Annotated in this window: 21 protein-coding genes; 15 read left to right on the forward strand and 6 right to left on the reverse strand. The window is 39.3% G+C overall.

Features of this window, described 5'->3' with window-relative positions:
* Nucleotide 1 precedes the first annotated feature (1 nt).
* Both TPSD3_RS15965 and TPSD3_RS15970 read right to left on the reverse strand, forming a co-directional pair.
* The gene (locus TPSD3_RS15965; RefSeq protein ID WP_086489519.1) at nt 2-850 is read right to left on the reverse strand and encodes an RpnC/YadD family protein; all 849 of its coding nucleotides are present in this window, start codon (nt 848-850) and stop codon (nt 2-4) included.
* Nucleotides 851-928: 78 nt separating this feature from the next.
* The gene (locus tag TPSD3_RS15970) at nt 929-3,157 is read right to left on the reverse strand and encodes a TonB-dependent receptor plug domain-containing protein (RefSeq protein ID WP_086489520.1); all 2,229 of its coding nucleotides are present in this window, start codon (nt 3,155-3,157) and stop codon (nt 929-931) included.
* Nucleotides 3,158-3,460: 303 nt separating this feature from the next.
* Here TPSD3_RS15970 and TPSD3_RS17820 point away from each other — a divergent pair, with 303 nt between their 5' ends.
* The 7 genes from TPSD3_RS17820 (at nt 3,461) to TPSD3_RS16005 (ending at nt 11,713) form a co-directional block, all read left to right on the forward strand.
* Nucleotides 3,461-6,847, forward strand: coding sequence for a response regulator (locus TPSD3_RS17820; protein WP_086489521.1), 3,387 nt, complete (start codon nt 3,461-3,463; stop codon nt 6,845-6,847).
* A 26-nt stretch (nt 6,848-6,873) separates the two neighbouring features.
* A complete protein-coding gene (locus TPSD3_RS15980) occupies nt 6,874-8,520 on the forward strand; it encodes a ShlB/FhaC/HecB family hemolysin secretion/activation protein (protein WP_176329908.1) in 1,647 nt (548 codons plus the stop codon).
* Nucleotides 8,521-8,533: 13 nt separating this feature from the next.
* On the forward strand, nt 8,534-9,220 hold the full coding sequence (locus TPSD3_RS15985; RefSeq protein ID WP_086489523.1) for a DUF484 family protein: 687 nt from the start codon (nt 8,534-8,536) through the stop codon (nt 9,218-9,220).
* Nucleotides 9,221-9,271: 51 nt separating this feature from the next.
* The gene (locus tag TPSD3_RS15990; RefSeq protein ID WP_086489524.1) at nt 9,272-10,018 is read left to right on the forward strand and encodes a ParA family protein; all 747 of its coding nucleotides are present in this window, start codon (nt 9,272-9,274) and stop codon (nt 10,016-10,018) included.
* Nucleotides 10,019-10,516, forward strand: coding sequence for an STAS domain-containing protein (locus TPSD3_RS15995; RefSeq protein WP_086489525.1), 498 nt, complete (start codon nt 10,019-10,021; stop codon nt 10,514-10,516).
* 9 nt (nt 10,517-10,525) lie between these two features.
* Entirely contained in the window at nt 10,526-11,056 is a 531-nt protein-coding gene (locus tag TPSD3_RS16000; RefSeq protein ID WP_086489526.1) for a hypothetical protein, read from the forward strand.
* Nucleotides 11,057-11,443: 387 nt separating this feature from the next.
* Nucleotides 11,444-11,713 (forward strand): hypothetical protein, encoded by a 270-nt coding sequence (locus TPSD3_RS16005; protein ID WP_140048588.1) that lies wholly within the window; start codon nt 11,444-11,446, stop codon nt 11,711-11,713.
* A gap of 128 nt (nt 11,714-11,841) precedes the next feature.
* On the opposite strand, the gene TPSD3_RS16010 is transcribed toward TPSD3_RS16005, so the two are convergent.
* Together TPSD3_RS16010 and TPSD3_RS16015 are read right to left on the reverse strand one after the other, a co-directional pair.
* The gene (locus TPSD3_RS16010; RefSeq protein WP_086489528.1) at nt 11,842-13,551 is read right to left on the reverse strand and encodes a M61 family metallopeptidase; all 1,710 of its coding nucleotides are present in this window, start codon (nt 13,549-13,551) and stop codon (nt 11,842-11,844) included.
* Nucleotides 13,552-13,601: 50 nt separating this feature from the next.
* Nucleotides 13,602-15,236, reverse strand: coding sequence for a 4Fe-4S binding protein (locus TPSD3_RS16015; protein ID WP_086489529.1), 1,635 nt, complete (start codon nt 15,234-15,236; stop codon nt 13,602-13,604).
* A 188-nt stretch (nt 15,237-15,424) separates the two neighbouring features.
* Here TPSD3_RS16015 and TPSD3_RS16020 point away from each other — a divergent pair, with 188 nt between their 5' ends.
* Together TPSD3_RS16020 and TPSD3_RS16025 are read left to right on the forward strand one after the other, a co-directional pair.
* Entirely contained in the window at nt 15,425-17,704 is a 2,280-nt protein-coding gene (locus TPSD3_RS16020; protein WP_086489530.1) for a response regulator, read from the forward strand.
* A 41-nt stretch (nt 17,705-17,745) separates the two neighbouring features.
* Nucleotides 17,746-20,778 (forward strand): response regulator, encoded by a 3,033-nt coding sequence (locus TPSD3_RS16025; protein WP_086489531.1) that lies wholly within the window; start codon nt 17,746-17,748, stop codon nt 20,776-20,778.
* Nucleotides 20,779-20,851: 73 nt separating this feature from the next.
* Here TPSD3_RS16025 and argB read toward each other — a convergent pair whose 3' ends face one another.
* The gene (gene argB / locus TPSD3_RS16030; protein WP_086489532.1) at nt 20,852-21,742 is read right to left on the reverse strand and encodes an acetylglutamate kinase; all 891 of its coding nucleotides are present in this window, start codon (nt 21,740-21,742) and stop codon (nt 20,852-20,854) included.
* Nucleotides 21,743-21,842: 100 nt separating this feature from the next.
* On the reverse strand, nt 21,843-22,322 hold the full coding sequence (locus TPSD3_RS16035) for a DsrE family protein (protein ID WP_217884478.1): 480 nt from the start codon (nt 22,320-22,322) through the stop codon (nt 21,843-21,845).
* 52 nt (nt 22,323-22,374) lie between these two features.
* Between TPSD3_RS16035 and mltB the strand changes: the two genes are divergently transcribed.
* The 6 genes from mltB to TPSD3_RS17330 all read left to right on the forward strand — a co-directional run bounded on the left by mltB (nt 22,375) and on the right by TPSD3_RS17330 (nt 26,477).
* Nucleotides 22,375-23,364: a lytic murein transglycosylase B gene (mltB, locus tag TPSD3_RS16040; RefSeq protein WP_086489533.1), complete on the forward strand. Its 990-nt coding sequence runs from the start codon at nt 22,375-22,377 to the stop codon at nt 23,362-23,364.
* Between the two features lie 2 nt (nt 23,365-23,366).
* Complete coding sequence (locus TPSD3_RS16045; RefSeq protein ID WP_086489534.1) at nt 23,367-23,933, forward strand: hypothetical protein; 567 nt, start codon at nt 23,367-23,369, stop codon at nt 23,931-23,933.
* Between the two features lie 36 nt (nt 23,934-23,969).
* Nucleotides 23,970-25,118, forward strand: a complete 1,149-nt coding sequence (locus TPSD3_RS16050; protein WP_086489535.1) for a D-alanyl-D-alanine carboxypeptidase family protein — start codon at nt 23,970-23,972, stop codon at nt 25,116-25,118.
* A 61-nt stretch (nt 25,119-25,179) separates the two neighbouring features.
* Nucleotides 25,180-25,968, forward strand: a complete 789-nt coding sequence (locus tag TPSD3_RS16055; RefSeq protein WP_086489536.1) for a response regulator — start codon at nt 25,180-25,182, stop codon at nt 25,966-25,968.
* Between the two features lie 6 nt (nt 25,969-25,974).
* Nucleotides 25,975-26,130 carry a hypothetical protein gene (locus tag TPSD3_RS17680; protein WP_176329909.1) on the forward strand — a complete coding sequence of 52 codons (156 nt, stop codon included), beginning with the start codon at nt 25,975-25,977 and terminating at the stop codon, nt 26,128-26,130.
* Nucleotides 26,131-26,273: 143 nt separating this feature from the next.
* Nucleotides 26,274-26,477 (forward strand): hypothetical protein, encoded by a 204-nt coding sequence (locus TPSD3_RS17330; protein WP_140048589.1) that lies wholly within the window; start codon nt 26,274-26,276, stop codon nt 26,475-26,477.

The raw sequence follows: 26,477 nt of genomic DNA on the forward strand, positions 1-26,477 counted from the left end.
TTTATAGTTTGAACACATCTTCTAAAGATTGCGCTTCAAACAATTGCAATCCCCACATTTCTAATTCATTATCGCTGGCGTGTTCCAGTTTTGTTTCTACCCAATCAGGTAAAGGATAAAAACGTTTTTCTAATAAACGTCGCAGCATAGCAGATTTACCTAAAACAATGCCGCGTCCTTCTCCAATTTGTATCCCGCGCTTTTCCCCCACCGAGGTATAACGCTCGAAGATTTCAGCAAAAATCGGATTTTCTTCTAAATCGACGGTGATAGGCATGGTTTTCTCCTTTTTTAACAGGTCAGGTAATTCTTTTGGACGCAAACCCACTAAAATTGCCAACTTTGCTAAAGTATCCGCTCGTTTTTTAGAGGGTAAATAAGCTATTTTACGTAAAACACGTTGTATCGCAGCCTGTTTGTCCTGCAATTGACCCAATAGAGACAACATATTGTCGCTGAGGGAATCACTTTCTAACAAAAGGGTACAATCCAACTCTCTAATATCAATCACTTGATAGCTGTATTTTAAACAAGGCGTGTCTATTTGTGTTTCAAATAAAGCAGGATTTTTTCCAATGTACAATACAATTTGAGTAGGAATCATTTTGTAGGCTTTACCAATCAAGCCACAATATTCCAACTCTCGCCACAACATCTCCTCATCATTGCCACTTTGTAATTCTAAATGCAACAAAGTGCCATCAGCCAAATAAGCCAACAAATCCGCTCGACGTTGCTTAATACTTGAAAACTCAGCAGATTCTATACGCACCACCTCACTGCCTGCCAACAGTTTAAACAGCACATTAACGTCAGGAAATAATTCTTTAAAGGTGACATCATATTTCATTTTAGCTGCACTTTAACGTGACTTGTTACATTTTAAAGACAAACAACTCACGTGCAGCATAGCAGAAAAAGAGATAAATTAATAATCATAACGTAAGCTAAACAACCACGTCCGCGGAGCTTGGGGAGTCCCGATAAACGTTGTGCTACTTTCGCCGCCCGCATGGGTATAGCGTCGATCAAATACATTGTAAATATCTATATTGAATGACAATTGTTCAGCAACCCGCACAATACCAAAATGCACATCCATCACCACATAACCCTCTGATTGTAAATGACGAGTACGGTCATTAGGGTCTAATTTATTGGTATTGGTGTCACCAATCCAATAAATCTTTGGTGTTATAAAATAACGATCTTGATAGCTAAAAGTCGTGCCTAACTTTAACTTATGCTGCGCCACAAAGGGTAAATTACTGGCAATCCCATTAGTACAACAACTTTCACCGTCTAAATAACTGTAACTGCCCCAAAAATCTGCCGCAAATCCACTGCTAAATTTCCGTTGATAATTTAACAGTAAATCAAAACCATATTGCTGTTTTGTGCCTAAATTATCGCGGATAGTCGTGCGTAAAATATGTCCGCCGGGAATAAATTGAATGGGATAATCCGAATTGCGCACTTGAATTAAATTATCAACTTCAGTGTAATAAGCCGCTAATCCCAGTCGTAAATTCTTCTGCAATCCATACGATACACTTAACTCATAATGTCGAGATTTTTCTGGTGCTAAATCAGGATTAGGCGCACGGAAAAAATCACTGATATATTCCCCTTGCGCATTACGTTCCCCAGAGAAACTCCCAAAAGTGGCTAAAGTTTCAAACACCGAAGGCGCACGAAATGCCTTTCCATACAAGGCTTTAAACCATAAATCCTCAGTAGGTTGATACACGACACCCAAGCGCGGATTAATCGTATTGCCATAACGAGAATTTCGATCAAAACGCACCCCGACATTAGATGACCATTGCTCATTCCAACGCGCTTTCCAATCGGCATAAACAGCATAATTACGATATTCATCATCCAAAATAACAATAGGCAATTCATCATTGGTATTAGGATAATATAAATGTTGCTGATCAACACCGACGCGAGGATTATAAGCAGAAGGTAAATCTGCTGTGCGCGGCAAAGAATAAAATTCTTCAAAACTGAATCCGCTCACCAAACGATGATCGTCGTTAATTAAATAGTTGAATTGCTGTTCAATACTGCGTTTATCGCCTTCCGAATACTTATAGCCCGAATCAAAATGAGTAAAAATATTATTAAAACGAGATTGCGGCGAGGCTTTAAATGACGCATATTCTAATCGAGTTTGACTGCTTAAATGATCATTAAGCGTTTTATTATAATTTAAATAGACCGATTTTAAATCAGTATTCCATTGCGCATCATGAGAAAATAAAGTCGTCTCTGGCCGCACGCCAACACTGGTTAAACTACGAAAAAATGAACCCTGATAACCTAATGTTAAAGATTTCGCCAAGACTAATTTGGCAAATAAACTTTGACTGTCAATATCGGCTAAAAAAGGCTCTCGCTGCGTTGCTGGCGTAATGATTTCACCATCAAATGTTTTGACATCTTTTGCTGCATAATCTTCTGGATAATAACGCGGTAAATCAGCGGTGTCACTGTGGTGCTTATGTGCGCCGACCACCAATTCCACATTTTCGTGTAATTTCTTTCCCGCGTGAACCGTTAAATGGCGATAATTGTCTGCGCCAAATGTGCTAATTAAACTGACTCCATCTTTTTGATTAGCTGTTTGAGTAATAATATTAATAACACCACCAAATGCGTCCGCCCCATAAACCGCTGCCGCAGGGCCATATAAAATCTCAACTTGTTGCGCATGGTATAAAGGAAAATTTTCCGCCACCGCAATCAATTCTCCCGTTGGAGAATCAATACGCACGCCATCTTGCAAAATTAAAAAACGATTATTTCCCTGATGTCCCCGAATTGAAATATTATGATAACGTACATCCTCTACCCCGCGCTGCACATCAACGCTCGGTAAATCTTGTAATAAATCAATTAAATTCACATAACGTCGATTTAAAATTTGCTGACGAGTAACCACAATCACTGTGGTGGGTGTATCAGTAATTTTTTCCCCAATACGCGACGCAGTGACAATAGGAACATTCAATAATTCATCCAATGATAATCCCAATAAATGACCAATTTGTTGTTCCGATTGCGCCAACGCGAGCAAAGGATAAAAATAAAGCCACTGACTAAAGAAAAAAATAACCGTAAAATAACGAAAGTGAATTGTTCCGTTCATGTTATTTTGTAACCTCTATTATTTAAATTTTTACGATAAAACCAGTATAGACAATTTTTAATTCATTTAAAACTGAAAACGCGCTTATTCTATCGCTAGAATATGTCGATTTAAAGTAAACTTATTGAGTAATACTTTATTAAAGGGCGACCATCTAAAATCTTTCAATAATATTTTTGTAAAACAAAACCACAAAACAACCTGAATTTGGTAAAATAACGTAATATTAAAATAAACCCGTGATAGATGTTAATTTTGTAACGCAATAAGCGATGACCTCGTTTTCATGACCCGCATTAAGCAATGAGCGCAAACACTCCTAAACAACAGCCCAACTTACGTACTAGAATGACCTATATACCGTTAAAATATACGCTAATGGGATCATTCTTGCTGCTCATTATTCCCATTTTAATTGCTATGTCCGTTTCGGATTATTTAAATGCTAAAAATGACTTAAAAAATGCTTATCATATTCTACAAAAACAAACTGAAAATAATATTATTAATGCGATTAAATTAGTCGATGCGGGAACAAAGGTATTAATTCGCTTTTTAGATAAAGAAATGGAAGAGGCATTTAAACCTTTTCGAGCGGCCTATATGGCGGCGGGTAATGATCCCGAAAAAGTTGATTTAGAAGCCTTGAGAGAAAACATGGCCAAACAAATGCGTTTTGATTTGGGCGATGGAATGGATTTATATATTATAGACCCTCAAGGTATCGTACGTTACACCACGTATAAAAAAGATTTAGGCTTAGATTTTAGACAATGGCCAGAGTTATATGAAGGGTTGCAAAGAGCGTTAATGGGCGGGGGAGAAACTTTTGTCAGTGGTGGTCTTTCTACCGAAGCCAATACAGGTATTTTGCGCACTTACGCTTATATGGCCAGTCCTGATAGTCGTTATGTTTTAGAATTGGGCTTAAAATCTAGTGATTTTGCCAATCTGATTGGAGAATTAGATTTAATTAAAATTTCAGACCGTTTAAAAACCTTAGACCCTTCATTAAATCAAGTGCGTATTTTTAGCCGTCATGGTCACGTATTGGGCGACACTACCGCAGAAATTGATGATCACACGAAGGGAATTATTCATCAGGTTTATGAAACCCGAATGCCAGTAGAAATAATCAGTGAGGAACGGCGACGCATTACTAATTATATTTTTGTTAATTTACGCGATGAAAATTTAGATTTAGCCTCCGATCCTAGCAAGGTGATTGAACTCACTTATAACACCAAATTAATTGATGAAAGTTTGCAGCGTGTGGCTAGTTTTCATTTTGTGTTAAGTGTAATTGCAATGGCATTAAGCATTATTTTTACTTTTTTCATTTCAGCGTGGATTACTCACCCGATTCAAAAATTAGTGGATGGGGTTAATATTATTGCTAATGGTAATTTAGAGCATCCTATCGAAGTAAAGACTAATAACGAACTAAAGTTATTAAAGCACAGTATTGCGATTATGGTCGATAATATGTCGGCTTATATTCATCAAATTCGTCAACAAAACTTAGATTTAAAAGAACTAGATAAATTAAAAGATGATTTTTTATCCAATACTTCTCATGAATTGCGCACGCCAATTAATGGGATTATTGGCATTGCGGATTCTATGATTGACGGTGCTGCGGGCAAATTACCATCTGCAGCGATTGAAAATTTATCGATGATTGTATTAAGTGGTCGGCGTTTATCCAATTTAGTGAATGATATTTTAGACTTTTCTAAATTAAAACACAAAAATATAGAATTGCAAATTAAACCCATTGACATCAAAATTGTTATTGACGTGGTGGTGACTTTATCGCAACCTTTAATTGGTCATAAAGAATTGAAATTAATCAATCATATTAAAGATGTACCGCCTGTTAAAGCCGATGAAAATCGTTTGCAGCAAATTTTGCATAATTTAATTGGTAATGCTATTAAATTTACTGAAATTGGTACGGTTGAAATTGATGCAAAAATTCAAGGGGATTTTTTGCTCATTACCATTAGAGATACGGGCGTGGGCATTCCCAGTGAACGTTTGGATCGGGTTTTTACGCCTTTTGAACAAGCGGATGGCTCTATTTCACGGCAATTTAGCGGCACGGGCTTGGGTTTATCCATTACGAAACAATTGGTGGAATTGCATGGCGGAGAAATTCAAATTCAATCCACTTTAGGGATTGGTACGCGGGTTAATTTTACGTTGCCTTTATCTAAAGGCGTATTGGTGGATCGCTCTTCAATGACGCTATTGCAGCGTATAAAAGACACTGAAACTCAAATGCAAGCCCCATTGGTAGAAACCACAGAAAATCATAAAGAATTTTCTAAAGAAACATCAGGAATTCATTCAACGATTGAATCTGCTTTTACTCATGAACAAGATGTGTTATTGGTGGATGAAACAGAAGATATGGCTTTATTATCTCGTCAATCCCAACGAGAAACTTTTAATGTCTTAATTGTCGATGATGATCCCATCAATTTACAAGTCTTAGAAAATCAATTAAAACTGGAAAATTATGCCGTCACTCGTGCTTCTGATGGAGCGAGTGCTTTGGAAGAGGTTAGATCAGGTAAATCATTTGCGATTATTTTACTTGATATTATGATGCCTAAAATGTCTGGGTTTGAAGTGTGTAAAATTATTCGAGAAACACATCCTGCCACGCAATTACCAATTATTATGCTCACGGCTAAAAATCAAGTTTCTGATTTGGTAGAAGGCTTGCAATCAGGCGCGAATGATTATTTAACGAAACCTTTTTCTAAAGGTGAATTAATTACCCGAATTAAAACCCATGTCCATTTATCACGAGTTAATATTGCTTACAGTAATTTTGTGCCTTTAGAATTTTTAAAGTTATTAGAAAAAGAAAGCATTATTGATGTGCGTTTGGGCGATCATGTGCAGAAACACATGGCGATTTTATTTGCAGATATTCGCTCTTTCACTACCTTATCTGAAAGCATGACTCCTAAAGAAAATTTTGATTTTATTAATGCTTATTTAGGGCGAGTTAGTCCCGTGATTCGGGATCATCATGGCTTTATTGATAAATATATTGGTGATGCGGTGATGGCTTTATTTCCAGAAAAAGCCGATGATGCGGTGCAAGCGGCTATTGAAATTCATAGGCAATTAGATCGCTTTAATACTTATCGTATTGAACGCGGTTTGCCTTTGGTTAAAGTGGGTATTGGCGTGCATATTGGTACGTTAATGTTGGGGACAATTGGCGAAGAGAAACGCATGGAAGGTACGGTGATTTCTGACGCGGTTAATTTAGCGTCTCGTTTGGAAGGATTAACTAAACTATATGGAGCAGCTATTATTATTAGCGGCGATATTATTGCAGAGTTAGAAGACCCCTCTTTGCATTATTATCGTTTCTTAGGCAAAGTATTGGTGAAAGGCAAGCAAGAACCCGTGCATATTTTTGAAATTGTCAATGCTGATCCCGAAGAAGTCATCGCGAAAAAAATGGAATTAGAGCAAGAATTTGGTCATGCCATTGAACTTTATTATGAACAACGTTTTCGTGCCGCAGCGCGTCAATTTCAACAGATTGTGGCGCAATCACCGCAAGATCGAGCAGCGGTGTTTTATTTAGAACGTTGTCAATATTATTTAGAACACGGCACCCCCAGCAATTGGGCGGGGGTGGAAATTTTATTGGAAAAATAAACCAATCACGGTTAATGAGGTCATTTGTGAAACGCCACTTTTATTTTATTTTGTTTTTTTTAAACTGGATATTTATAAATCATAGTTTTGCGGATAATTCTAATGTATCTTCAGAAGAATTATTACCTGTTTTACCTGAATTAAAAACAGATAAAACGCGCTTATCTGCTTTAGCAACTGTTTATGTCAATCGCTTTATTATTGAAGGCAATCAAGTTTTTACTGAAGAAGAATTGCAAACTTTATTGCAACCTTATCAAGGTCGCTCTATCAGTGCTGAACAGTTACAAGAAGCCAGAACGTTATTAACGCATCATTATATTAATGCAGGTTATATTAATTCAGGCGCAATTATTCCCGATCAAAAAGTGGAAAATAGCGACGTGGTATTAAAAATCATAGAAGGGCGTTTATCCGAATTAACGATTTCAGGTCATGAGCGTTTAAATTCTGCTTATATTCACAGCCGTTTAGCTTTGGCTGAAAATGAAGTGCTAAACATTAATAAATTACAGGAAAAACTACAGTTATTACAACAAAATCCTTTATTACAACGGATTAATGCGGAGTTAGGACCTGGGGTCTCTTTAGGTGAAGGGGTTTTAAATGTAAATGTGAAAGAAAATCTCCCTTATCAATTCACCATGAGATTTAATAATCATCGCTCGCCAAATATTGGTTCTTATCGGGGTGAATTAGAAGGCATTCATCGCAATGTAACTGGCTGGGGAGATCGTTTATATGCCCGCTATGGTTTAACTCAAGGCTTAAATGATTATGCCATAGAATATGCGATTCCCCTCAATGCACATGAAACCACATTAGGCTTTTATTTAGAACGCAGCGATTCGCGTGTTATTGATGAACCTTTTAGCCAATTAAAAGTAGAAAGTCGTGCTGATACTTACGCCCTTAATTTACAGCATCCTTTTTACCGCACGCCTAATCGTACTTTAAACTTGGGATTAAAATTAGAACGTCGAGAAAGTCAAACCTTTTTATTAGACCGTCCTTATCCTTTTTCTCCGGGAGTGGGTTATGATGGTAAAAGTGAAATTGCGGTGGTGCGATTTTGGCAGGATTGGTTAGATCGCAGCCGCACTCAAGTGATTGCAGCGCGCTCTAGCTTTAATTTTGGCGTGGACGCATTTGGCGCAACCATTAATCACGATAACAGCCCAGACAGCCGATTTTTTACGTGGTTAGGGCAGTTTCAATGGGTGCGCCGTTTGGATTTATTAGAAAGCCAGATTTTATTTCGCACCGATTTACAATGTGCGAATGAAGATTTATTGCCATTAGAGAAATTCTCTGTCGGTGGTGCATCCAGTGTGCGTGGTTATCGAGAAAATGAATTAACCCGCGATAATGGTTTAATTATGTCATTAGAATGGCGTGTGCCTTTAACGCGCTGGCGTGTGCCTTATTTAAGCCAAGAAAGCGATGATGGTTTATTGCAATTGGCTCCTTTTTTCGATTATGGTCGCGCTTGGAATTCTGACAACGATACGCCTTTTCCTAAAGATATTAGCAGTGTGGGTTTAGGTTTGCGTTGGAGTCCCAGTCAAAAAGTGTGGGGCGAAGTGTATTGGGGGAAACCTTTACGCCATTTACCGGGTTCAGGAGATTGGCAAGATAAGGGTTGGCATTTTGAACTTAATTTTCAACTTTAATCACCGAGGATTTATGAGTAATCAACATTTATTGCAAATTGACGAATTATCGGAAAAATCAGTGGTGGATTATTTGCGGGTTCATCCTGAATTTTTTATGAATCACAGCGAATTATTAACCAAAATGGTGATTCCACATCAACGTGGCTCTGCCGTTTCTTTAGTAGAAAAGCAATTGATGGTGTTGCGGGAAGAGAATCAACAATTACAACGCCGCTTAGAAAATCTCATCGTGGTTGCTAAACAAAATGAGCAATTGAATAAGCGAATTCAACGCTTATTGGTCTTTTTAACGGGCGTAAATAGTATTGATGAATTTTTTGATACTTTATATGATTCGTTGCGTAATGAATTCAATACGGATGCGGTAGTGGTGAGAATGTTTGAAATGGCGAATCCCATTCTTGCAGGACGTGCAGAATATGTGGAATATGATGCGCAAGTTTTTACTTTATTTGAAAATTTACTGAGTACGAATCGCCCCGAATGTGGTCGTTTATCCGCTGGGCAAATGGAATATTTATTTCCCAATCAAGGCATTACTTCAGCCGTCATGATTCCCTTAGGTATTCCAAAACCGCAAGGTGTGCTGGCAATGGGCAGCCGCGAGGTGTCGAGATTCCACGCAGGAATGGCGACGGATTTATTAAAATATATGGGAGAATTAGTCAGTCAATTACTGCGTTCATGGTCAAAATAAAATGATCTTAATGCGTCCTTTTTCTCAAGTGACAATACGGATGATATTATCATGTTGACAATAGCGGTTATTAATCAAAAAGGAGGCGTAGGAAAAACCACCACTGCGCTGAATTTAGCCCATGCTTTAGCCCTAATGGGGCATTCTATTGCGGCGATTGATTTAGACCCGCAAGGGCATTTGTCGGCGGCTTTGGGCGTGCATGATACGACGTTGGCGGGCATTGACGTGGCGTTGTTGGAGGAAACGCCTTTGGTGGTGCAGCCTGCGCGCCCTCACCTGCAATTGGCGGTGGCAGGCGCACGCTTGGCTGAAGTTGAGCAGCGGGCTTTGCCACGAGATCGCTTGCAAAAAGTCATTCATCATGCTTTTTCAGGCGATGCAGAGCCGACAGCGGTATTTATCGATTCGCCGCCTTCTTCTGGTTTTTTAGTGGTGAGTGCATTAGCGGCAGCGGATACTATTTTAATTCCTGTTTCGGGCGATTATTTAGCCTTGCATGGGCTGTCTTCATTAATGGCGACATTGCAGAATTTTGAAGTGACATTAAATAAAAAGATTCCTTTTTGGATTGTGCTTACTCGTTATCAACAACGACGGCGTTTAGCCCGCGAAGTGCAAGCGCAATTAGCGGCTTATTTCCCCGGCCGAGTATTGGCTACACCGATTCGAGAAAGTGTTGCATTAGCAGAATCTCCCAGTTTTGGAAAAACTATTTTTGAATATCGCAAACAAAGTTTAGGCGCAAAAGATTATCGTCGTTTGGCTGAAGATTTATTACAACGGAGAACATGTTAAATGGCTAGAAAAAAACAATCCCCCCCAATGGGACATAATCCACTGGCTTGGTTGGCTGAAAATGAAACTCATGCAACAACCGCTAATCATCAAGAAATAACAACAGAGAATAGTCCGTTAGAAAATATGCTAGAATCTCCTGTAGAATCTGCGATTGATGCTGCTAATGCAACGGAAAATCAGCCCACAACGCCTTCTCCCATTTCCATAGAAACTGTGGAGAATAAAGGCTGGACAACCATTACATTACCTGCGGTATTAACTTTATCAGAATTAAGCGCATTTCACGCGCAATTAACCGCTTTAATTGGGCGACGCATTCGTTTATCAGGTAAAGAAGTGACGCGCATTGATACCGCCAGTTTACAAGTGTTATTAATTTTAATGCGAGATGCAGAAACAACGGTGGGTTGGTTAGATGCTTCGCCTTATTTATGTCAAGCGGCGCATATTTTGGGATTAACTCACGAATTAAATTTAAGCGAATTTAACAGCTAATTAGCCATTATGAAAACCATTAGAGAGCAAATTATTGAACGGGTCATGACGCAATTAGAAAGCATTCACGTAGACAACGGCTACCATAATATCATTGGCAGCGGTCGCGTGTTTCGTCATGAGCCGATGGTGGCGCGTTTTCAAGCTCCCTCTGCGGTCGTGTGGGAATTAGCCGAACAACGCCATCGTAATCGCTTTGGTGGTACAGTGCGCACGCTCACCATCAAAGTAGAAGCCATTGTAGAAGTGTTGGATCAAGAACATCCCGTTGCCGTAAGTAATATGTTACTAGGTGATTTAGAGCGGGTGTTAATCATTGCCGACACATCGCTAGATGAATTAATTGATGATATTCAAGATGTTGCTGCTTATATCGATCAAACCCCTTTGCAACGCCACCTCTCCCTTCTTAATACAGATGCTTCACATAATGCGCCTTCGGATGTGATTCAATTTCCTCAACAACGCGCTTTTGCTATTGCTGCGATTGATTTTGAAATCACTTATACCACCGAATGGGGTAATCCGTATTTAAAATAAAACCGTCCAATCGTAAAAAATACCCGCTCATTTTTGCCGTCCTCGCCAAAGGTGTCAAAAAAACCATCAGACCGCTTTTGGGGTAAAATCCCACTATTTTACTATGGTTTAAAAAATCCAATTCTTAAAAAAACTTTTAAATTCAAAATATTAGAAGTAAAAATTTCAGGTCATAAGCGCACCGAATTTTGCGTATTTTCAGTCAATAGCCTGATGAAGATTCGACACCTCCCCCCCCCAAGAAGACGGTAGAACAATATCAGGGGGAATCGTTGCACAATGCGTTCACGTGATTTGTACACTCAAAACTTGATTTTTATTTATTTATGAGTTATTCCATTAATGGAAAAGTTAATCGGTAGGGGAAAAATGATGAAAAGTTTATTTATGTTGATTGCATATAGCTTATTGGGATGTAGTTTTTCCATTGCCCAACTGCCCATGACGGGACAAGAAAGTCAACCCGTGCAAGTGCTTGAAATGTTAAAGCAATTAGAATTATCCCAGTTGGTAGAAGTGAAAGTAAAAACCCAGCGTCACCCTTCAAACCTCGATGCCTGTCAACAGGAGGCAGGGGAGTCGCCGTCTACGGAGTCAGAAACAGTGACGTGTCAGCTTCCTATTGAATCGGCATTTAAGCACAGTTCTATGCGTTAAATCATGCTAATCATGAAAAATAATTAACACTGTGCTTATCTGTTTATTAAAGAAAAATAGAGCAAATAATGTCTGTCTACGGCAGGGATCATTATGGCTTTTTTTTCCTGCCGTATTAATGGGTTGTTTTATGAAAGTAAAGCGCGTGTTTTCTCTTGATTTGAACTGACCAATTGAGTCAATCGTTTTTCCTTATCAGGAGTGAGCAATTTTAATTCCAAAACCTTACCCAATCGCGCCATTAAAAATAAATATTCCGTCTGAGGAGCTAAAAAGCTCATCCATTTTTCCGCCTCTTCAGGATAAATGCGAATTCCATTGATCGCTAATAATTCGTCTCCCGCATTTAAGCCACTGTTCCACGCCCACGCATTGCGCTGCACCGTTTTAAGCATTAATCGCCCATTGACCGCTTCTATTTTACAGCCTAAATCCAGTTCTTTGGCTTCTTCCCATTGTGCCGCAATAGCCATGATTTGGTAAAAGCTGAGAAAATCAATATCGTCTGTACCATAAATCCAATTCGTGATTTTTTGACGCATATTCGCATCGGTTAAATCTTCAATAATGGCTAATACTTCCTCACTGTCCATTCCCTGTTCAGGATTATCACAATAACGTTGCCATAAACGCAAAATAAAATCATCAATACGATGCCCATAAGTCAATAAAACACAATGCAATGCACTAAACAATAAGCCCCCTTTTAAATAATAACTTACCGTAATATTTGCAGTATTTTCCTCAGGGCGATAAAATTTAATCCACGCATCATAAGAACTTTCTGCTAATGACTGCACATTGCGCCCATAAGTCGCATAATAACGCTGTAAATTGTCTTTTTGTATCTCCAAATATTCCTCTATACTACACAACCCCGAACGCAGCACAAATAAATCATCCATAAAGCTGGTTAAACCTTCGGCTAACCATAACATATCGGTATAATTTTCTTGTTGATAATCAAAAGGGCCTAATGCGCGAGGACGAATTCTTTTCACATTCCACGTATGAAAATATTCATGTGCCACTAAACCTAACCAACGCACATATTCTTTTCTGTTTAATAAAGTGCGACCATCAAATTGCAACACTGTAGATTGCGCATGTTCTAAACCACCAAATAAAGCAGGTACAAAATGCACAATAAAAACATAGTGAGAATAAGGCGGATCAGACATTAACGCCAATTCCGTTTTCACTAAGGTTTCTATATCTGCAATTAAGGTGTTAATGGGTAAAAAAGATTTACCATAAATAGCCACTTCATGGGTTTTATCTTTTACCTTAAACGTTTCACAAAAATGATTGCCTAATTCTAAGGGAGAATCAAGCAATTCATCATAATCTTTTGCGCTAAAACACCATTGATTATTTTCTTTATATTTCAGCGTTAAAGCAGTAGATATTGTTTTCCAATGTTCGGGACAATCAAGGTGTAAATGAATAGAGCTAACCGATTGATTTAACACACCAATCCATAATGTTGGCCCATGTAAAAACGCATGTTCGCTGTCCACATGAGAAGTTCTCACGGTTAATTCATGACAATACACTTCATAAGATAACTGAATCGATTGAACATTTCCCCACTCCCAATGCACGCGCCATTGGGATTTATTGGTTTTCTCTACCATTAAAGCATTACGATCTTGATCATAGCCTTTCATCACCGCAATATGCCGACTATATTCCCGCACTAAATAAGACCCCGGTGACCAGACAGGCAAAAAAATATCAAGATAATTCTGTTTCTCCTCAAAATCGGAAAGAAAAACATCAACAGTGACTAAATGCGTGTGCGGTTGTTTTAACTGCGCGAAATAATTTATTTGCATGAGATAATAAGCCACTCAATAGAAGATAAATCAAGAAAAAAGAAATCTTTTTAAGCCTGTTCATTAAACATGACTTTAACACGACAATTTTCACACATTTGCAATTTTCTAATCCCATCGCCTTGAAACATCCAATGATCTTTCAATTTACTCTGCATTCGATTGATCATTAATTGGGTGGCGAACGGTTTACCGCAGTCAATGCAGTGAAACGGTTGAGTTTCATTTATGATACGTGGAGTCATACGCAATTCGGAGGAAAACAGGTAACGCGCCGATAGCGTAATCGCTTCTTCGGGACAACTGGCTTGACACAATCCACACTGCACACAAGCCGATTCGTTAAACTTTAACAGCGGCACTTCCCCCCCGTCTGACAACGCCGCACAAGGACACTGTGACACGCAAGCCATGCACAAAGTACAACGCAGCACATCCACTTGAATTTCACCAAAAGGCGCGCCCTGCGGTAATGCCACTTCAGACGGATGCTGTTTTGCCTGTTGATATAAATGGGTAATGGCGAGACGTAATAAAGTACGTTTTTCATTTAAACCCGCATAGGTCACTCGCTTAATGTTAGGCAAAATAACAGGCTCTTGTAAATGGGTAGATAATTGCATTAAATCATTTTGCCATAGTTGTAATTTTACCATGGCGACAGGATAACCCATTGCTGTTAATAAAGGTTGAATATAACTGCATTGTTTATTTAAAACATCAATAACCATCGGTGTGGTTTGATCATCACTCAGTAAAATAATTTGCTGCGCCCCATAAGCTAAAGTAGACAGCATTAAATCAATGCCCACCGAGCCAATTTCAGCCACCGCAAAAGGTAAAAAATAAGGCGGTAATAAATTAGTTAATTCTGCCATTGATTCGGCTTTATCTCGGCTGTAAAAAATAACACGGGCTTGTTCTCCACCGTGTTCAAAAAAAGTGCTTAATAATTGACGTAACTGATTTAATGTATCGGCTAAAGAAGGGTAATTATAAGTTAATGCGCCTGTGGGACATACGCTGGTACAACTGCCAGCACCTTGACATAAATGCGGATTCACCGCAATGTGTTCACCTTGCGATTGAATCGCCTCCGTTGGGCAAGCCGTTAAACACAAGGTACAGCCCACTTGACCGCTGCGGCCGTGGGCGCAAATATTGGGATCGTAATTGAAAAATTTGGGTTTATCGAATTGTCCCATCATATCGGGCAATTCTTGCAATAAAGCAGCAACAATCGCCTCATTGCCATTAGGCGCGTAATAACCCACGGGGAAAATTTCTTGTTTTAAATGAGGAGGCTCTGTTAAGTCTAAAATAAGATCAATAAATTCATGATGTCCGTTAAATAAAATGGCAGGATTATAGGCTTGATTATTTACCATGAGTTCAACATAATAATGACCTAAATAACCAGAAATTTTCTGTACTTTTCCACGAGTCATAGGAATCGCAGACATTTGCACATAATCATTAGGAGAATGCTCAGGTAAAATGATAGCGCATTCCAAATAAAGACTAAGCTGTTTTGCCAATGGAATCGCTTGATCGACTGTACCAATAATCAGTAATTTACCACTCGATTGATACGAAACCAATGAGGTAGCCGTAGGAATAAAGGCCTGACTGGCTTTTAAAGCGGCCGTACGCGCCTGTGATAAAGTAGAAGAATCAATCGTCATGGTTTAAATTTACTCCTTTTATTGGTGGCAATGGAACGGCTATTGTAGCCATTAAATTCACGTAAAATCAATCCTAAAAAATAGGTGGAAATTTGTCATTCAAACTAAAAATATCTGAGTAAACCCCTTTACTCATTCGTAAAAAGTTTACATAATAAATCTTCTTCATTAAGCCACTTGATTAAAAAATGAACACAAAAAATCATTCGATTAAAAACAAAATTCTGATTGTCGATGATCAACAAGTTAACTTACGGGTGCTGAGTTCCCTATTAACATCGCAAAATTACCACGTTATTACAGCCTGTTCTGGGCGCGATGCGATGACTTTGTTACATCAACAATCGGTTGATTTAATTTTATTAGATGTCATTATGCCAGAAATGGATGGTTATGACATTTGTCGCTATTTAAAAAGCAGTTTAAAAACTAAAAATATTCCGATTTTATTTTTAAGCGGATTAAGTGATGCCGATGATAAAATAAAAGCCTTTTCTTTAGGGGCTGTTGATTTTATTACCAAACCCTTTCAAGCTGAAGAAGTATTAAGTCGTATTGAATTGCATTTACGAATCAATCAATTACAACACCAATTAGCCGATCAAAATCAACAATTACAACAAGAAATCTTTAAACAACAACAAGTCACCGCGGCTTTAGAAGAAAGTCAACGTGCCATGAAAACCTTATTGTCCAATTTACCGGGCATTGCTTATCGCTGCCAAAACAATTCTCGCTGGACAATGGAATATGTCAGTGAAGGTTGTTTAGAAATGACAGGTTATCCGCCAGAGGCTTTTATACGAGATAAAGAATTGTCATTTTCTCAAATTATTCATCCTGATGATTTGCAAATAAGATGGGAAATTACTCAAGAAAAATTAGCCACAAAACAAGCCTTTCAATTAACTTATCGCGTTTTAACCAAAGAAGGACAAGAAAAATGGTTGTGGGAACAAGGGCGAGGCGTTTACGATAAAGAGCAGCAATTGGTGGCATTAGAAGGATTTATTCAAGACATCACAGAACGCCGCCAGGCGGATTTAGCGTTGCAAGCTGCTAAATTGCAAGCCGAAGCGGCAAATCACGCCAAGAGTGCGTTTTTAGCCAATATGAGTCATGAATTTCGCACGCCTTTGAACGGCATTTTAGGCTATACGCAAATTCTTGCTCATGACGACAATTTAACTACGGAACAAAAACAAGGGATTGAAATTATCGAGAAAAGCGGACAACATTTGTTGACATTAATTAATGATATTCTCGATATTTCTCGTTTAGAAACGGGAAGAATTACTTTAAATCCCAAAGAATGTCGTTTAATTGATTTATTGCGTGAATTAGCAGATTTATTTAATTTGCAAGCCACAGAAAAAAATATTGCTTTTATTTATCAAAAATCGCCAGATATTGCTTTTCCTTCCGAAGTGATGGCTGATGCTAAACGATTGCGCCAAATTTTGTTAAATTTATTGGGAAATGCCATTAAATTTACTAAAAAAGGAACGATAAAATTCACAGTTTATTATTATGCTCAACATTATTTTACTTTTCAAATTCAAGATACGGGTTGTGGTATTGCCAGTGATCAATTAGAACATTTATTTACTCCTTTCCAACAAGATACGCAGCAAGGTGGCACGGGTTTAGGTTTAGCCATTAGTCAGCGTTTAGTGAAAATGATGGGGGGAGAATTGCAAGTTAAAAGTGAATTAAATCAAGGCAGTGAATTTTGGTTTACCATTCGTTTGCCTGTGCTTAAATTGGATCATTCTTTTTCACCTAAAAATCAATTTATACCTCAAGTGACTCACTATGTTTTCTTAGAAAAAAATCGGCAACAACCTTTTAAATTATTGATTATTGATCATCATGCTGATCTTCATCAACAAATTACTGTTTTACTCAGTGCATTAGGTTTTAAATTAAATCTGGCTAATAACTTACAATTAGCAATTTATCGCCTTGCTGTTTGGCAGCCTGATCTTATTTTTCTCGACCAGCCATTGTTAAATGATGCTCAATTTGATTCGTTCAAACAATATTTAGTACAGCACCCTGTCCCCTTGCTCTTAATGCAAGTGAGAGAAAAAATGGAGCCTCTTTCTACTGAATTAACTATCGCAGGAATTTTAGAAAAACCTTTAGATAAGGCTGGTTTAATAGAGTTATTGCCAAACTTACTTCCTTTAACTTGGCAATATGAATCAGGGGAAAATTCGACGATTTCTAAGGCTACTTTATTATCTCCTGATTTTGATCAATTAAAGCGTTTACACCAATTAGCGGTCATGGGAAATATTCGCGCTTTATTAAACGCAACAGAAAAATTAAAACAAGATCATTCTGATTATGTGGCTTTTTGTAACCAAGTACAGCAATTAGCCAGTTCTTTTGACATGGAACGCTTGCAAGAATTTTTAGAAAACTTATTAAAATTAACTCCCGTAGATTCGACTAAAAATTAGAAACATATTCCGTTTTTTTTGCCAAATTAAAGGGGTGCATAATGATGTCTTCTGCGACGAAAACAGTGAAAGCCCATATTCTGGTGATTGACGATAAACCGGCTAATTTAGAATTGTTGCAGCGGGTATTAGAACGGCGCGGCTTTGGAGTCACGGTGGCAAATGGACATCAAACCGCGTTTGCTTTATTAGAAAGCTGGTATCCTGATTTAATTTTATTGGATATTATGATGCCTGATTTGGATGGTTATCAGGTGTGTGAATGGTTAAAAAATAATCCCAATACGGCTGACATTCCTGTTATTTTTTTAAGTGCATTAACGGATATGTTAGATAAAATTAAAGGTTTTTCCGCAGGGGGTGTGGATTATATCACTAAGCCGTTTCAAATCGCCGAAGTAATGGCGCGGGTAGAAACACATTTAAAAATTGCTCAATTACAGCAAAGTTTGCGCGTTCATAATCAACGCTTAGAATCTGAAATTATTCAACGAGAAAAAACAGAGCAAGCATTAGCCAAAAATCAACGTTATTTAAGCACTTTAATTAGCAATTTACCCGGCGTGGTTTATCAGCGGTATAATGATAAACAATGGACAATGGAATTTATTAGTGAAGGCTGTTTGGCATTAACGGGTTATTCGGCTGATGAATTTATGTCCAATTCTGAGTTTTCATTAAGCCAACTAATTCCCTCTACTTATCATGAATCATTATGGCAAACAATACAACTTGCTTTATTAGAACATCGTCCTTTTCAATTAATGTATCCTTTACAGCACAAAGACGGTAGCCAACGCTGGTTATGGGAACAAGGACAAGGTATTTTTCATCACAATGGTCAATTAGAAACATTAGAGGGCTTTATTCAAGACATTACTCATCAAAAACAAGCGAAAGATGCGCTCGCTCAAACGCAACAACATTTAATGATTGCTTTAGAAACTATTCCAGATGGATTTGTTTATTATGACAGTGAGGATAAATTATTTTTTTGTAATGATCATTTTAGACGGCTTTATAAAAAAATAGAACAGCATTTGCAATCAGGAGTGAGTTTTAGCACGTTTTTACAAGCGGGATTAAATGGCAATCTTTACGAATTGGGAAATGTACCAAGCGCATTGTGGCTGCAACGTCGCTTAAATCGCCATCAACAAGGCGGCTGTTATGAACAATTGCTGTGTAGCGGACGTTGGTTAGAAATCACCGAACGGCGCACGCAAGACGGTGGATATGTTGGCTTACACAGTGACATGACTGAACGTAAAATAAATGAAAGTTATTTAAAACAATTAAATCAAAAATTATTGTTTTTTATTCATCAAACGCCATTAGCTTATATTGAATGGAATACGGAGTTATTTATTACCCATTGGAATGCTGCGGCGGAACGCATTTTTGGTTATCGCGCTGAGGAAGTGTTAAATAAACCATTATCGAATTTTATTGTGTCATTACCTGAAAATAATTATCAAGAATCTTGTTTAATGATGAACAGTAATTGCCTTATTGTGAATCAAACGAAAGATAATTATGAAATTATTTGTGAATGGTACAATACGCCGTTAATTGGTGAAAAAGGAGAGGTGGTTGGTTTTGCGGCTTTAGCTCAAGATGTAACTGAACGACAACAGACCGAAAAAGCGTTAAAACAAGCAAAAGAACAAGCCGAAGTGGCTAATCGTGCTAAAACGGCTTTTTTAGCCAATATGAGTCATGAATTGCGCACGCCATTAAATGGTGTTTTGGGTTGCGCTCAAATTTTATTACGCGATCAAACGCTCAGTGATAAACAACGTCAATCCATTGGCATTATACATCGCAGTGGCGAACATTTATTAATGCTCATTAATGATTTATTAGATTTTTCTCGCATTGAATCGGGTCGATTGCAATTAAATATTGCTTCGCTTCGTTTGGATCAATTATTACAGGATATTGCCGACTTTTTTATCTTACGTTGTCGAGAAAAGCAGTTACAATTTCAATATAACGCAAATGCCATATTAAAACGGGAATTAGTGGTAGAAGCAGATGCTAGGCGATTGCGGCAAATTTTAATAAATTTATTAAGTAATGCGGTCAAATTTACAGAAAAAGGTCAAATTGGGTTAAATGTAAATTATCACGAGGGCTTATTTCATTTTAATATTGCTGATACGGGATGCGGAATGGAGGCTGAATTTTTGCGGCGCATTTTTTCTTCTTTTCAACGCGGACAGCATCATTTGGAAGGGGCTGGTTTAGGTTTGGCTATTTCCCATCGTTTAGTTGATTTAATGGGCGGAGAATTGCGGGTAGAAACGCAAGTGGAACAGGGAACGAGATTTCATTTTGCGCTGGCTTTACCTATTATTCAAAGTGGATTTAATAGCAGTGCTAAGATTATAGGTTATGTTCACCCCCATGAAAAACCAATTCATATATTAATTATTACCGATAATGTGGATATTCACAAACAATTATATAATTTATTGCGCCCTTTAGGGTTTAAATTAGAACAAGCCAACAGTGGGCGAGAAGGTTTAATTAAAGCTGAACAATTTTTACCTGATGTTATTTTAATGAACAGCCATTTACCTGAAATTAGTGGTTTTCATTGCGTTCGTTATTTACGTAAAAATCCTTCTTTTTCTCAGACCGTCATTATGATGTTTTCTACGGTAAGTTTAGAGGAAAATGAAGAGATGGCTTCAAAAGCCTTAGCCGAAGGATGCACTTGTTTTTTAAAAGAAATTACTGGAGAAGGTATCTTACTGGATGCGTTAGCGGAGTATTGTGATTTAACGTGGCAATTTTTTGAACCTTCACCCCTTTCATTCGCACAACAAGAATCGTCAGATGGTGAATTAACTTGTTTTTTACCCGTCGCAGTGTTGCAAAAATTGTTGGAGCAAGCACTTATCGGTAATATTAAAGCCATTTCTTTACAATTAGAAACGCTATTTCCTCTTTATCCTGAATCTAATGTTTTCTTAAAACGAGTAGAAGAATTAACGCAAAATCTTCAAGTCACAAAATTAAAAAATCTATTACAAAATGTTTTGGCACGAGTGGAAAAAGAAAGTTGAGATACTCCCCCACAAACGCCCGTGTTATCCAACAGCAGGCGTTTGCCATTTACCACAAAATAAGCCACCACAATTAGGCTTTAATCAGTGTACCAATACCGCTATTTGTAAAGATTTCTAATAACACGGCATGTTCAATACGACCATCAATAATATGCACCGCATTGACTCCCGCACTCACCGCATCCAACGCACAACCAATCTTTGGTAACATTCCGCCGTGAATCGTACCATCAGCAATCAATTCTTGTACCTTTTCTCTATTTAAGCCCGTCAGCACATTATTTTCTTTGTCTAATACGCCTGCGGCATTGGTTAATAACATTAATTTCTCTGCGGTTAATACCTCTGCTAATTTGCCTGCCACTAAATCCGCATTAATATTATAAGACTGTCCATCCTCGCCCACGCCAATAGGCGCAATCACAGGAATAAAATCACCTTGTAATAAGGTATTTAATATCCGAATATCGATCTGAGACACTTCGCCCACATGACCTATATCAATAATCTCTGGCACGTTTAATTCTGGAGAATTGCGGGTAAACGTTAATTTTTTCGCCCGAATAAAACGCGCATCTTTTCCCGTTAAACCCACCGCATTGCCGCCATGACGATTAATCAACGTCACAATGTCTTTATTCACCAATCCACCCAATACCATCTGCACAATATCCATCGTCTCAGAATCAGTAACCCGCATTCCTTGAAAGAATTCGCTTTGCTTGCCTAAGCGTTTTAATAAATCGCCAATTTGCGGGCCGCCCCCATGAACCACAATCGGATTAATGCCTACCCGTTTCATGAGAATAATATCGCGGGCAAAACTGTTTTTTAAATCTTCAGCCACCATCGCATTGCCACCGTATTTAATCACAATGGTTTTGCCCACAAAACGATTAATATACGGTAACGCTTCCACTAAAACATGCGCCACATTTTTAGCTTCTTCAAGAGAAAACATAAATCATATTCCTGTATGAATAATAAGGAGTCAATAAGAAAAAGGCTCAACTTTTCTTTTCAAGTTGAACCTTTTTTTCTTAATCGTTTAAGCCTATTTTTTAAGGCTTAATATAGGCGTATCCTTGCTGTTGCAAATAAGCCAATTCAGCCACACCGCTGGTGACGATGTCTTCGGGTTGTACATCGAATAAATCAGTCCCATAGTCAAGTTGACGCAGTGTCAGAGTATTATTGCACAGTTTAAAAGCCACGTTTTGACTTTTCAATTGTACCACTTGGGCTTGAATATCCAAGTTATCTTTTGCCTGTTGCAACAAATTAATGCCCGCACCGTGCATAATAACCTTGATTTCAATATTGTCTTGACCCACGGCATTAATGTGGTTTTGAATATTGCGCATCGCAATGTTTAATTGCTTTGGATCGTCAAAGTTAATGTGATATAACACTTTTTGCTTGTCGTAAGTACGAGTTGCCGTGTTGGTTTCGGGGTTTGCGGTAGAATCGGCCAAACTTGGCATGTGGAATGCCATTACACTTAGCGTTAAAGCCAAATAGGCCAAATGTTTTACTTTCACCTTGTGTCTCCTTTGGTGGGCGCAAATTAAAATACGTTTAGGATGTGTCGTGATGCGATTGAGTTACAGTATAGTGTTAATAATGGGTTTGTTGTTTTCTCCTTGGACGGTGGCCGCAGAAATGACGGTAGAACAGTTTATTCAACAAATGGTGCGACAACACCATTGGTCAGAATCATGGCTGCGCTCTGTATTGTCTCAGGCAAAAAAGCACGATGCCATTATCAAGTTAATGACTCCCCCGAAAACCGGTAAAGCACGCCCTTGGTATGAATATAGAAATACATTTTTAACCCAAGAACGCATTGACGGTGGCGTTCAATTTTGGCAAAGCCATGCCGATGCCTTACGCCGCGCTGAACAGCACTATGGTGTACCCGCTGAGTACCTTGTGTCAATCATTGGCGTGGAAACTTATTACGGGCGCATCATGGGCAATTACCGCGTGTTGGATGCGTTGTACACTTTAGCCTTCTATTATCCCCGTCGTGCTGAATTTTTTCGAGGGGAATTAGAACATTTTTTATTTATGATTCAAGAAGAAGGCTTTGATCCTTTGTCAATGACGGGGTCTTATGCGGGGGCAATGGGTTTAGGGCAGTTTATTCCCAGCAGTTACCGTCGTTATGCGGTTGATTTTACTGGGGATGGTAAGCGTAACATTTGGTCAGATGAAACGGATGCCATCGGCAGCATTGCCAATTATTTTCGCCAACACGGCTGGCAACCCAATCAGCCCGTTATTGAAGCCACCCAAGTGCGTCCAGAATCTGCCTCTCGTCTGCTGGCCTTAGAATTTAAGCCGATCCATTCGTTAGGTCAATTGAAAAAAATGGGCTTGTTATATCAAGGAAAACAGCCAGATAACGAAGTTGGTTTACTGATCGATTTGGAAATTGCTCCCAAAAAAATGGGGTATTGGGTGGGTTTTAATAATTTTTACGTGATTACCCGTTATAATCGCAGCAATCGTTATGCGATGGCGGTGCATCAATTGGCACAAGAAATTGCTCACGCTTATGCCGCGGCGCAGGGGAATTAATCATGATTTGTTTAAAGAAAAATACCATGGGGGTGGGATTGGGTTTAGTGCTATTGAGTGTGTCAGCTTGTACAACAAAAATAGCTCCACCACCTCCATCGCCTATCACCCAACCCAAACCGCCCGCGACGATGTCATCAACGCCACCCGCATCCGTCACGCGGCCGCAACCAATGGTATCTTCTCCTGCCGCTACGCCTTCTCCGGTAAAACCACCCGAATCGCTGGCGACAGTGGCGATTCCTGCACCAGTAAAGATGTCTTCTTCTCCTGACGTGCGAATGTATCGGGAAACGGGCGTGGCCAGCAGTTATCCCATCAGCGCACATGGTCAAATCACCGCCAGCGGCATTCCACACGATGCTCAAAGTTTAACCGCAGCTCATGCGACATTACCTTTACTCTCAAAAGTTTGGGTGCAGCATGGACAACGTCGCAAATTGGTAACAATTACTGAGCGTTTAATCGGTGATAATGTACTTATTCGACTGTCTTACCAAGTGGCGCGAGATTTGGGAATTGATGCCACGCGAGGCAGTGTCGTGTCTTTACAAGGTATTGCGCCTTAATGGGTCAATGGATTTATTCAAATAGAAGAATGACTTATGATCAAGCAGATTTGTAACTTACTGTTTTTAGCCGTGATAATTTATGGCAATACCGCAGCGTATGCCAACACAGTGACGCTTGTCCCCACGCCACCGCCCATTGATGGCACAGCTTACTTGCTGATGGATTTCAACAGCGAACAGTTGTTAATGGAAAAAAACGGCGACCAACGGGTTGATCCCGCCAGCTTAACCAAACTCATGACCGCTTATCTGGTTTTTGATAAATTAAAAAAAGGCGAGCTTAAACTCACCGATACCGTGCGCATCAGCGAAACAGCACGGCGTATGATCGGATCGCGTATGTATGTCGAAGTCGATACGGAAGTGGCCGTAGAAGCCTTAATTCAAGGCATGATCGTCCAATCGGGTAACGATGCCAGCGTGGCTTTAGCGGAACATATTGCCGGTAGCGAAGCCAATTTTGCTGCCCTAATGAATGACATGGCGGAAAAACTCGGCTTAACCCAAACCCGTTATCAAAACAGCACTGGTTTGCCGCACCCTGAACATTACAGCACTGCACGAGATCAGGCCGTAATGGCACAATCTTTGATTAAAAATTTTCCTGATTATTACCGCTGGTATTCGCAAAAAGAATATACTTACAATAACATCACGCAACAAAATAGAAATACTCTATTATGGCGCGACGAATCGGTGGATGGGATGAAAACAGGCTATACCGACGCGGCGGGTTATTGCCTCATTGCCTCGGCCAAACGCGGTCAAATGCGCCTGATTTCGGTGGTGCTTGGCACGAAAAGCAAAGCGGCGCGTATCAGTGAAACCCAGAAAATGATCGATTACGGTTTTCGTTTTTTTGAGACCTACCAAATTTACCGCGGCAACGAACCCTTACAAACCGCGAAAGTCTGGAGCGGTAATCACAATGAAATTCAACTGGGTTTATTAGAACCGCTCTACGTCACCATTCCCCGCGGACAATATTCACAACTCAATGCCGCCTTACAATTACCCGCCCAACTCACTGCACCCATTGCACAACACACGGTGCAAGGACAATTAAAAATTCTATTGGGAAACGAAACGCTGCGCGAAGTGCCTATTGTCGCTTTACATGCCGTAGAAGTTGGGAGTTGGATGCAGCGGGCTTTGGACTATGTGCGGATGAAATTCCGTTGATACCATAAGTGATATATTTCAAAATAGGCCACTCAGCAATTTTTAGGATAGGTTAGGTGAAATGAAAGTGCTACTTGCAGAAGATGATTTTATTAATCAAGAGGTTGAGCGTAGTTTATTAGAACGCTTGGGCTGCGAAGTCACCACAGCGGAAACGGGCATCGAAGTGTTGGATATGCTGAAAACGCAGCAATTCGACATTATTTTCATGGATTGTAACATGCCAGAAATGGACGGTTACACGGCCACCGCGGCGATCCGTGAACAAGAACAAGACGGGCAGCATGTGCCAATTATCGCGCTAACCGCAAATGCAGGTTATGGAGACAGCGAACGGTGTTTAGCGGCGGGAATGGATGCTTATTTAAGTAAACCTTTGAAAATGAACCTATTACAAGAAACCCTAAGCACATGGCAACACAAATCTCAACCCCCCATTGCCACAGAGAATAACCCCGAAACGCTCCCTTCTGCATCCACGCCGCATCCAGAAAAAACAGAAGGCACAACGTTATTGGTCTTGGATCAGAAGATTATCGCCCGTTTAAGACGCGAAATGCCCTCACAAGGGATTATGTGGTTAGTGGATTTATATTTGAAAGAATTGCCTAATTATCTAAATCAATTAGAGGGGGCTTTATTGTGTCAAGATGCGGATGCCTTATATCTTGCGGCACACAAGTTAAAAGGCAGTAGCCATTCTCTGGGCGCGGCACAAATGGTTAAAGATTGCGAAACGCTAGAAAATTTCGCCAAACAAAACGATTTTAACCATGCCCAAGTGCATTTTGAACAGTTAAAACAAAGCATGGCCAGAGCCAAACAAGCCCTAAGCGCATTGTCTGACTGATGGGATATGCCCATTGCGCGTTTTCATCCCAACCCATTTCGTTGGGATGGCGCGGAATGTTTCTTGTCTCAATTTCTCCCGTCTCATTCGCCTTTTCAAGGCACAGCCAAATCAGCCCACGCCAAAAAAAATTTTCAACAAATCATCGACATCACAATTTAAGACTGTTAAATTCACTCCTGCGTTCATTGCACGGGCAAAAACTTCTCGCTTAAATGGCGTAAATTTCTTACTATATTTAGCTTAAACAATGGCTTAAACCAGATTTACCCAACTTTAGATTCACCACAATCAATTGAAATGAAATGATGCGTTACCCTACTCGATTCCTGTTATTATTCAGTGTGATGTTGATGGGATGTAGTTCAACAATAGAAATGTTGGACGCGCCATTGCGCAGCCACCGCCAAACCTACTCTGCGCCAACGCCCTTACCGCCCTTTGCTATTCCGCCGGAATTGGCAGACAGCGAGGCGGCCACACATTCCCCACTTCAATCCATTAAATAA

Origin of the sequence: Thioflexithrix psekupsensis (genome assembly GCF_002149925.1) — a bacterium.
Taxonomy (GTDB): Bacteria; Pseudomonadota; Gammaproteobacteria; order Beggiatoales; family Beggiatoaceae; genus Thioflexithrix; species Thioflexithrix psekupsensis.

What these genes read in the sequence shown, in the direction of transcription:
- TPSD3_RS15965 (WP_086489519.1), bottom strand. Translation starts at nt 850, where the DNA reads ATGAAATATGATGTCACCTTTAAAGAATTATTTCCTGACGTTAATGTG.
- TPSD3_RS15970 (WP_086489520.1), bottom strand. Translation starts at nt 3,157, where the DNA reads ATGAACGGAACAATTCACTTTCGTTATTTTACGGTTATTTTTTTCTTT.
- TPSD3_RS17820 (WP_086489521.1), top strand. Translation starts at nt 3,461, where the DNA reads ATGAGCGCAAACACTCCTAAACAACAGCCCAACTTACGTACTAGAATG.
- TPSD3_RS15985 (WP_086489523.1), top strand. Translation starts at nt 8,534, where the DNA reads ATGAGTAATCAACATTTATTGCAAATTGACGAATTATCGGAAAAATCA.
- TPSD3_RS15990 (WP_086489524.1), top strand. Translation starts at nt 9,272, where the DNA reads ATGTTGACAATAGCGGTTATTAATCAAAAAGGAGGCGTAGGAAAAACC.
- TPSD3_RS15995 (WP_086489525.1), top strand. Translation starts at nt 10,019, where the DNA reads ATGGCTAGAAAAAAACAATCCCCCCCAATGGGACATAATCCACTGGCT.
- TPSD3_RS16000 (WP_086489526.1), top strand. Translation starts at nt 10,526, where the DNA reads ATGAAAACCATTAGAGAGCAAATTATTGAACGGGTCATGACGCAATTA.
- TPSD3_RS16005 (WP_140048588.1), top strand. Translation starts at nt 11,444, where the DNA reads ATGTTGATTGCATATAGCTTATTGGGATGTAGTTTTTCCATTGCCCAA.
- TPSD3_RS16010 (WP_086489528.1), bottom strand. Translation starts at nt 13,551, where the DNA reads ATGCAAATAAATTATTTCGCGCAGTTAAAACAACCGCACACGCATTTA.
- TPSD3_RS16015 (WP_086489529.1), bottom strand. Translation starts at nt 15,236, where the DNA reads ATGACGATTGATTCTTCTACTTTATCACAGGCGCGTACGGCCGCTTTA.
- TPSD3_RS16020 (WP_086489530.1), top strand. Translation starts at nt 15,425, where the DNA reads ATGAACACAAAAAATCATTCGATTAAAAACAAAATTCTGATTGTCGAT.
- TPSD3_RS16025 (WP_086489531.1), top strand. Translation starts at nt 17,746, where the DNA reads ATGATGTCTTCTGCGACGAAAACAGTGAAAGCCCATATTCTGGTGATT.
- argB (WP_086489532.1), bottom strand. Translation starts at nt 21,742, where the DNA reads ATGTTTTCTCTTGAAGAAGCTAAAAATGTGGCGCATGTTTTAGTGGAA.
- mltB (WP_086489533.1), top strand. Translation starts at nt 22,375, where the DNA reads ATGCGATTGAGTTACAGTATAGTGTTAATAATGGGTTTGTTGTTTTCT.
- TPSD3_RS16045 (WP_086489534.1), top strand. Translation starts at nt 23,367, where the DNA reads ATGATTTGTTTAAAGAAAAATACCATGGGGGTGGGATTGGGTTTAGTG.
- TPSD3_RS16050 (WP_086489535.1), top strand. Translation starts at nt 23,970, where the DNA reads ATGATCAAGCAGATTTGTAACTTACTGTTTTTAGCCGTGATAATTTAT.
- TPSD3_RS16055 (WP_086489536.1), top strand. Translation starts at nt 25,180, where the DNA reads ATGAAAGTGCTACTTGCAGAAGATGATTTTATTAATCAAGAGGTTGAG.
- TPSD3_RS17680 (WP_176329909.1), top strand. Translation starts at nt 25,975, where the DNA reads ATGCCCATTGCGCGTTTTCATCCCAACCCATTTCGTTGGGATGGCGCG.
- TPSD3_RS17330 (WP_140048589.1), top strand. Translation starts at nt 26,274, where the DNA reads ATGATGCGTTACCCTACTCGATTCCTGTTATTATTCAGTGTGATGTTG.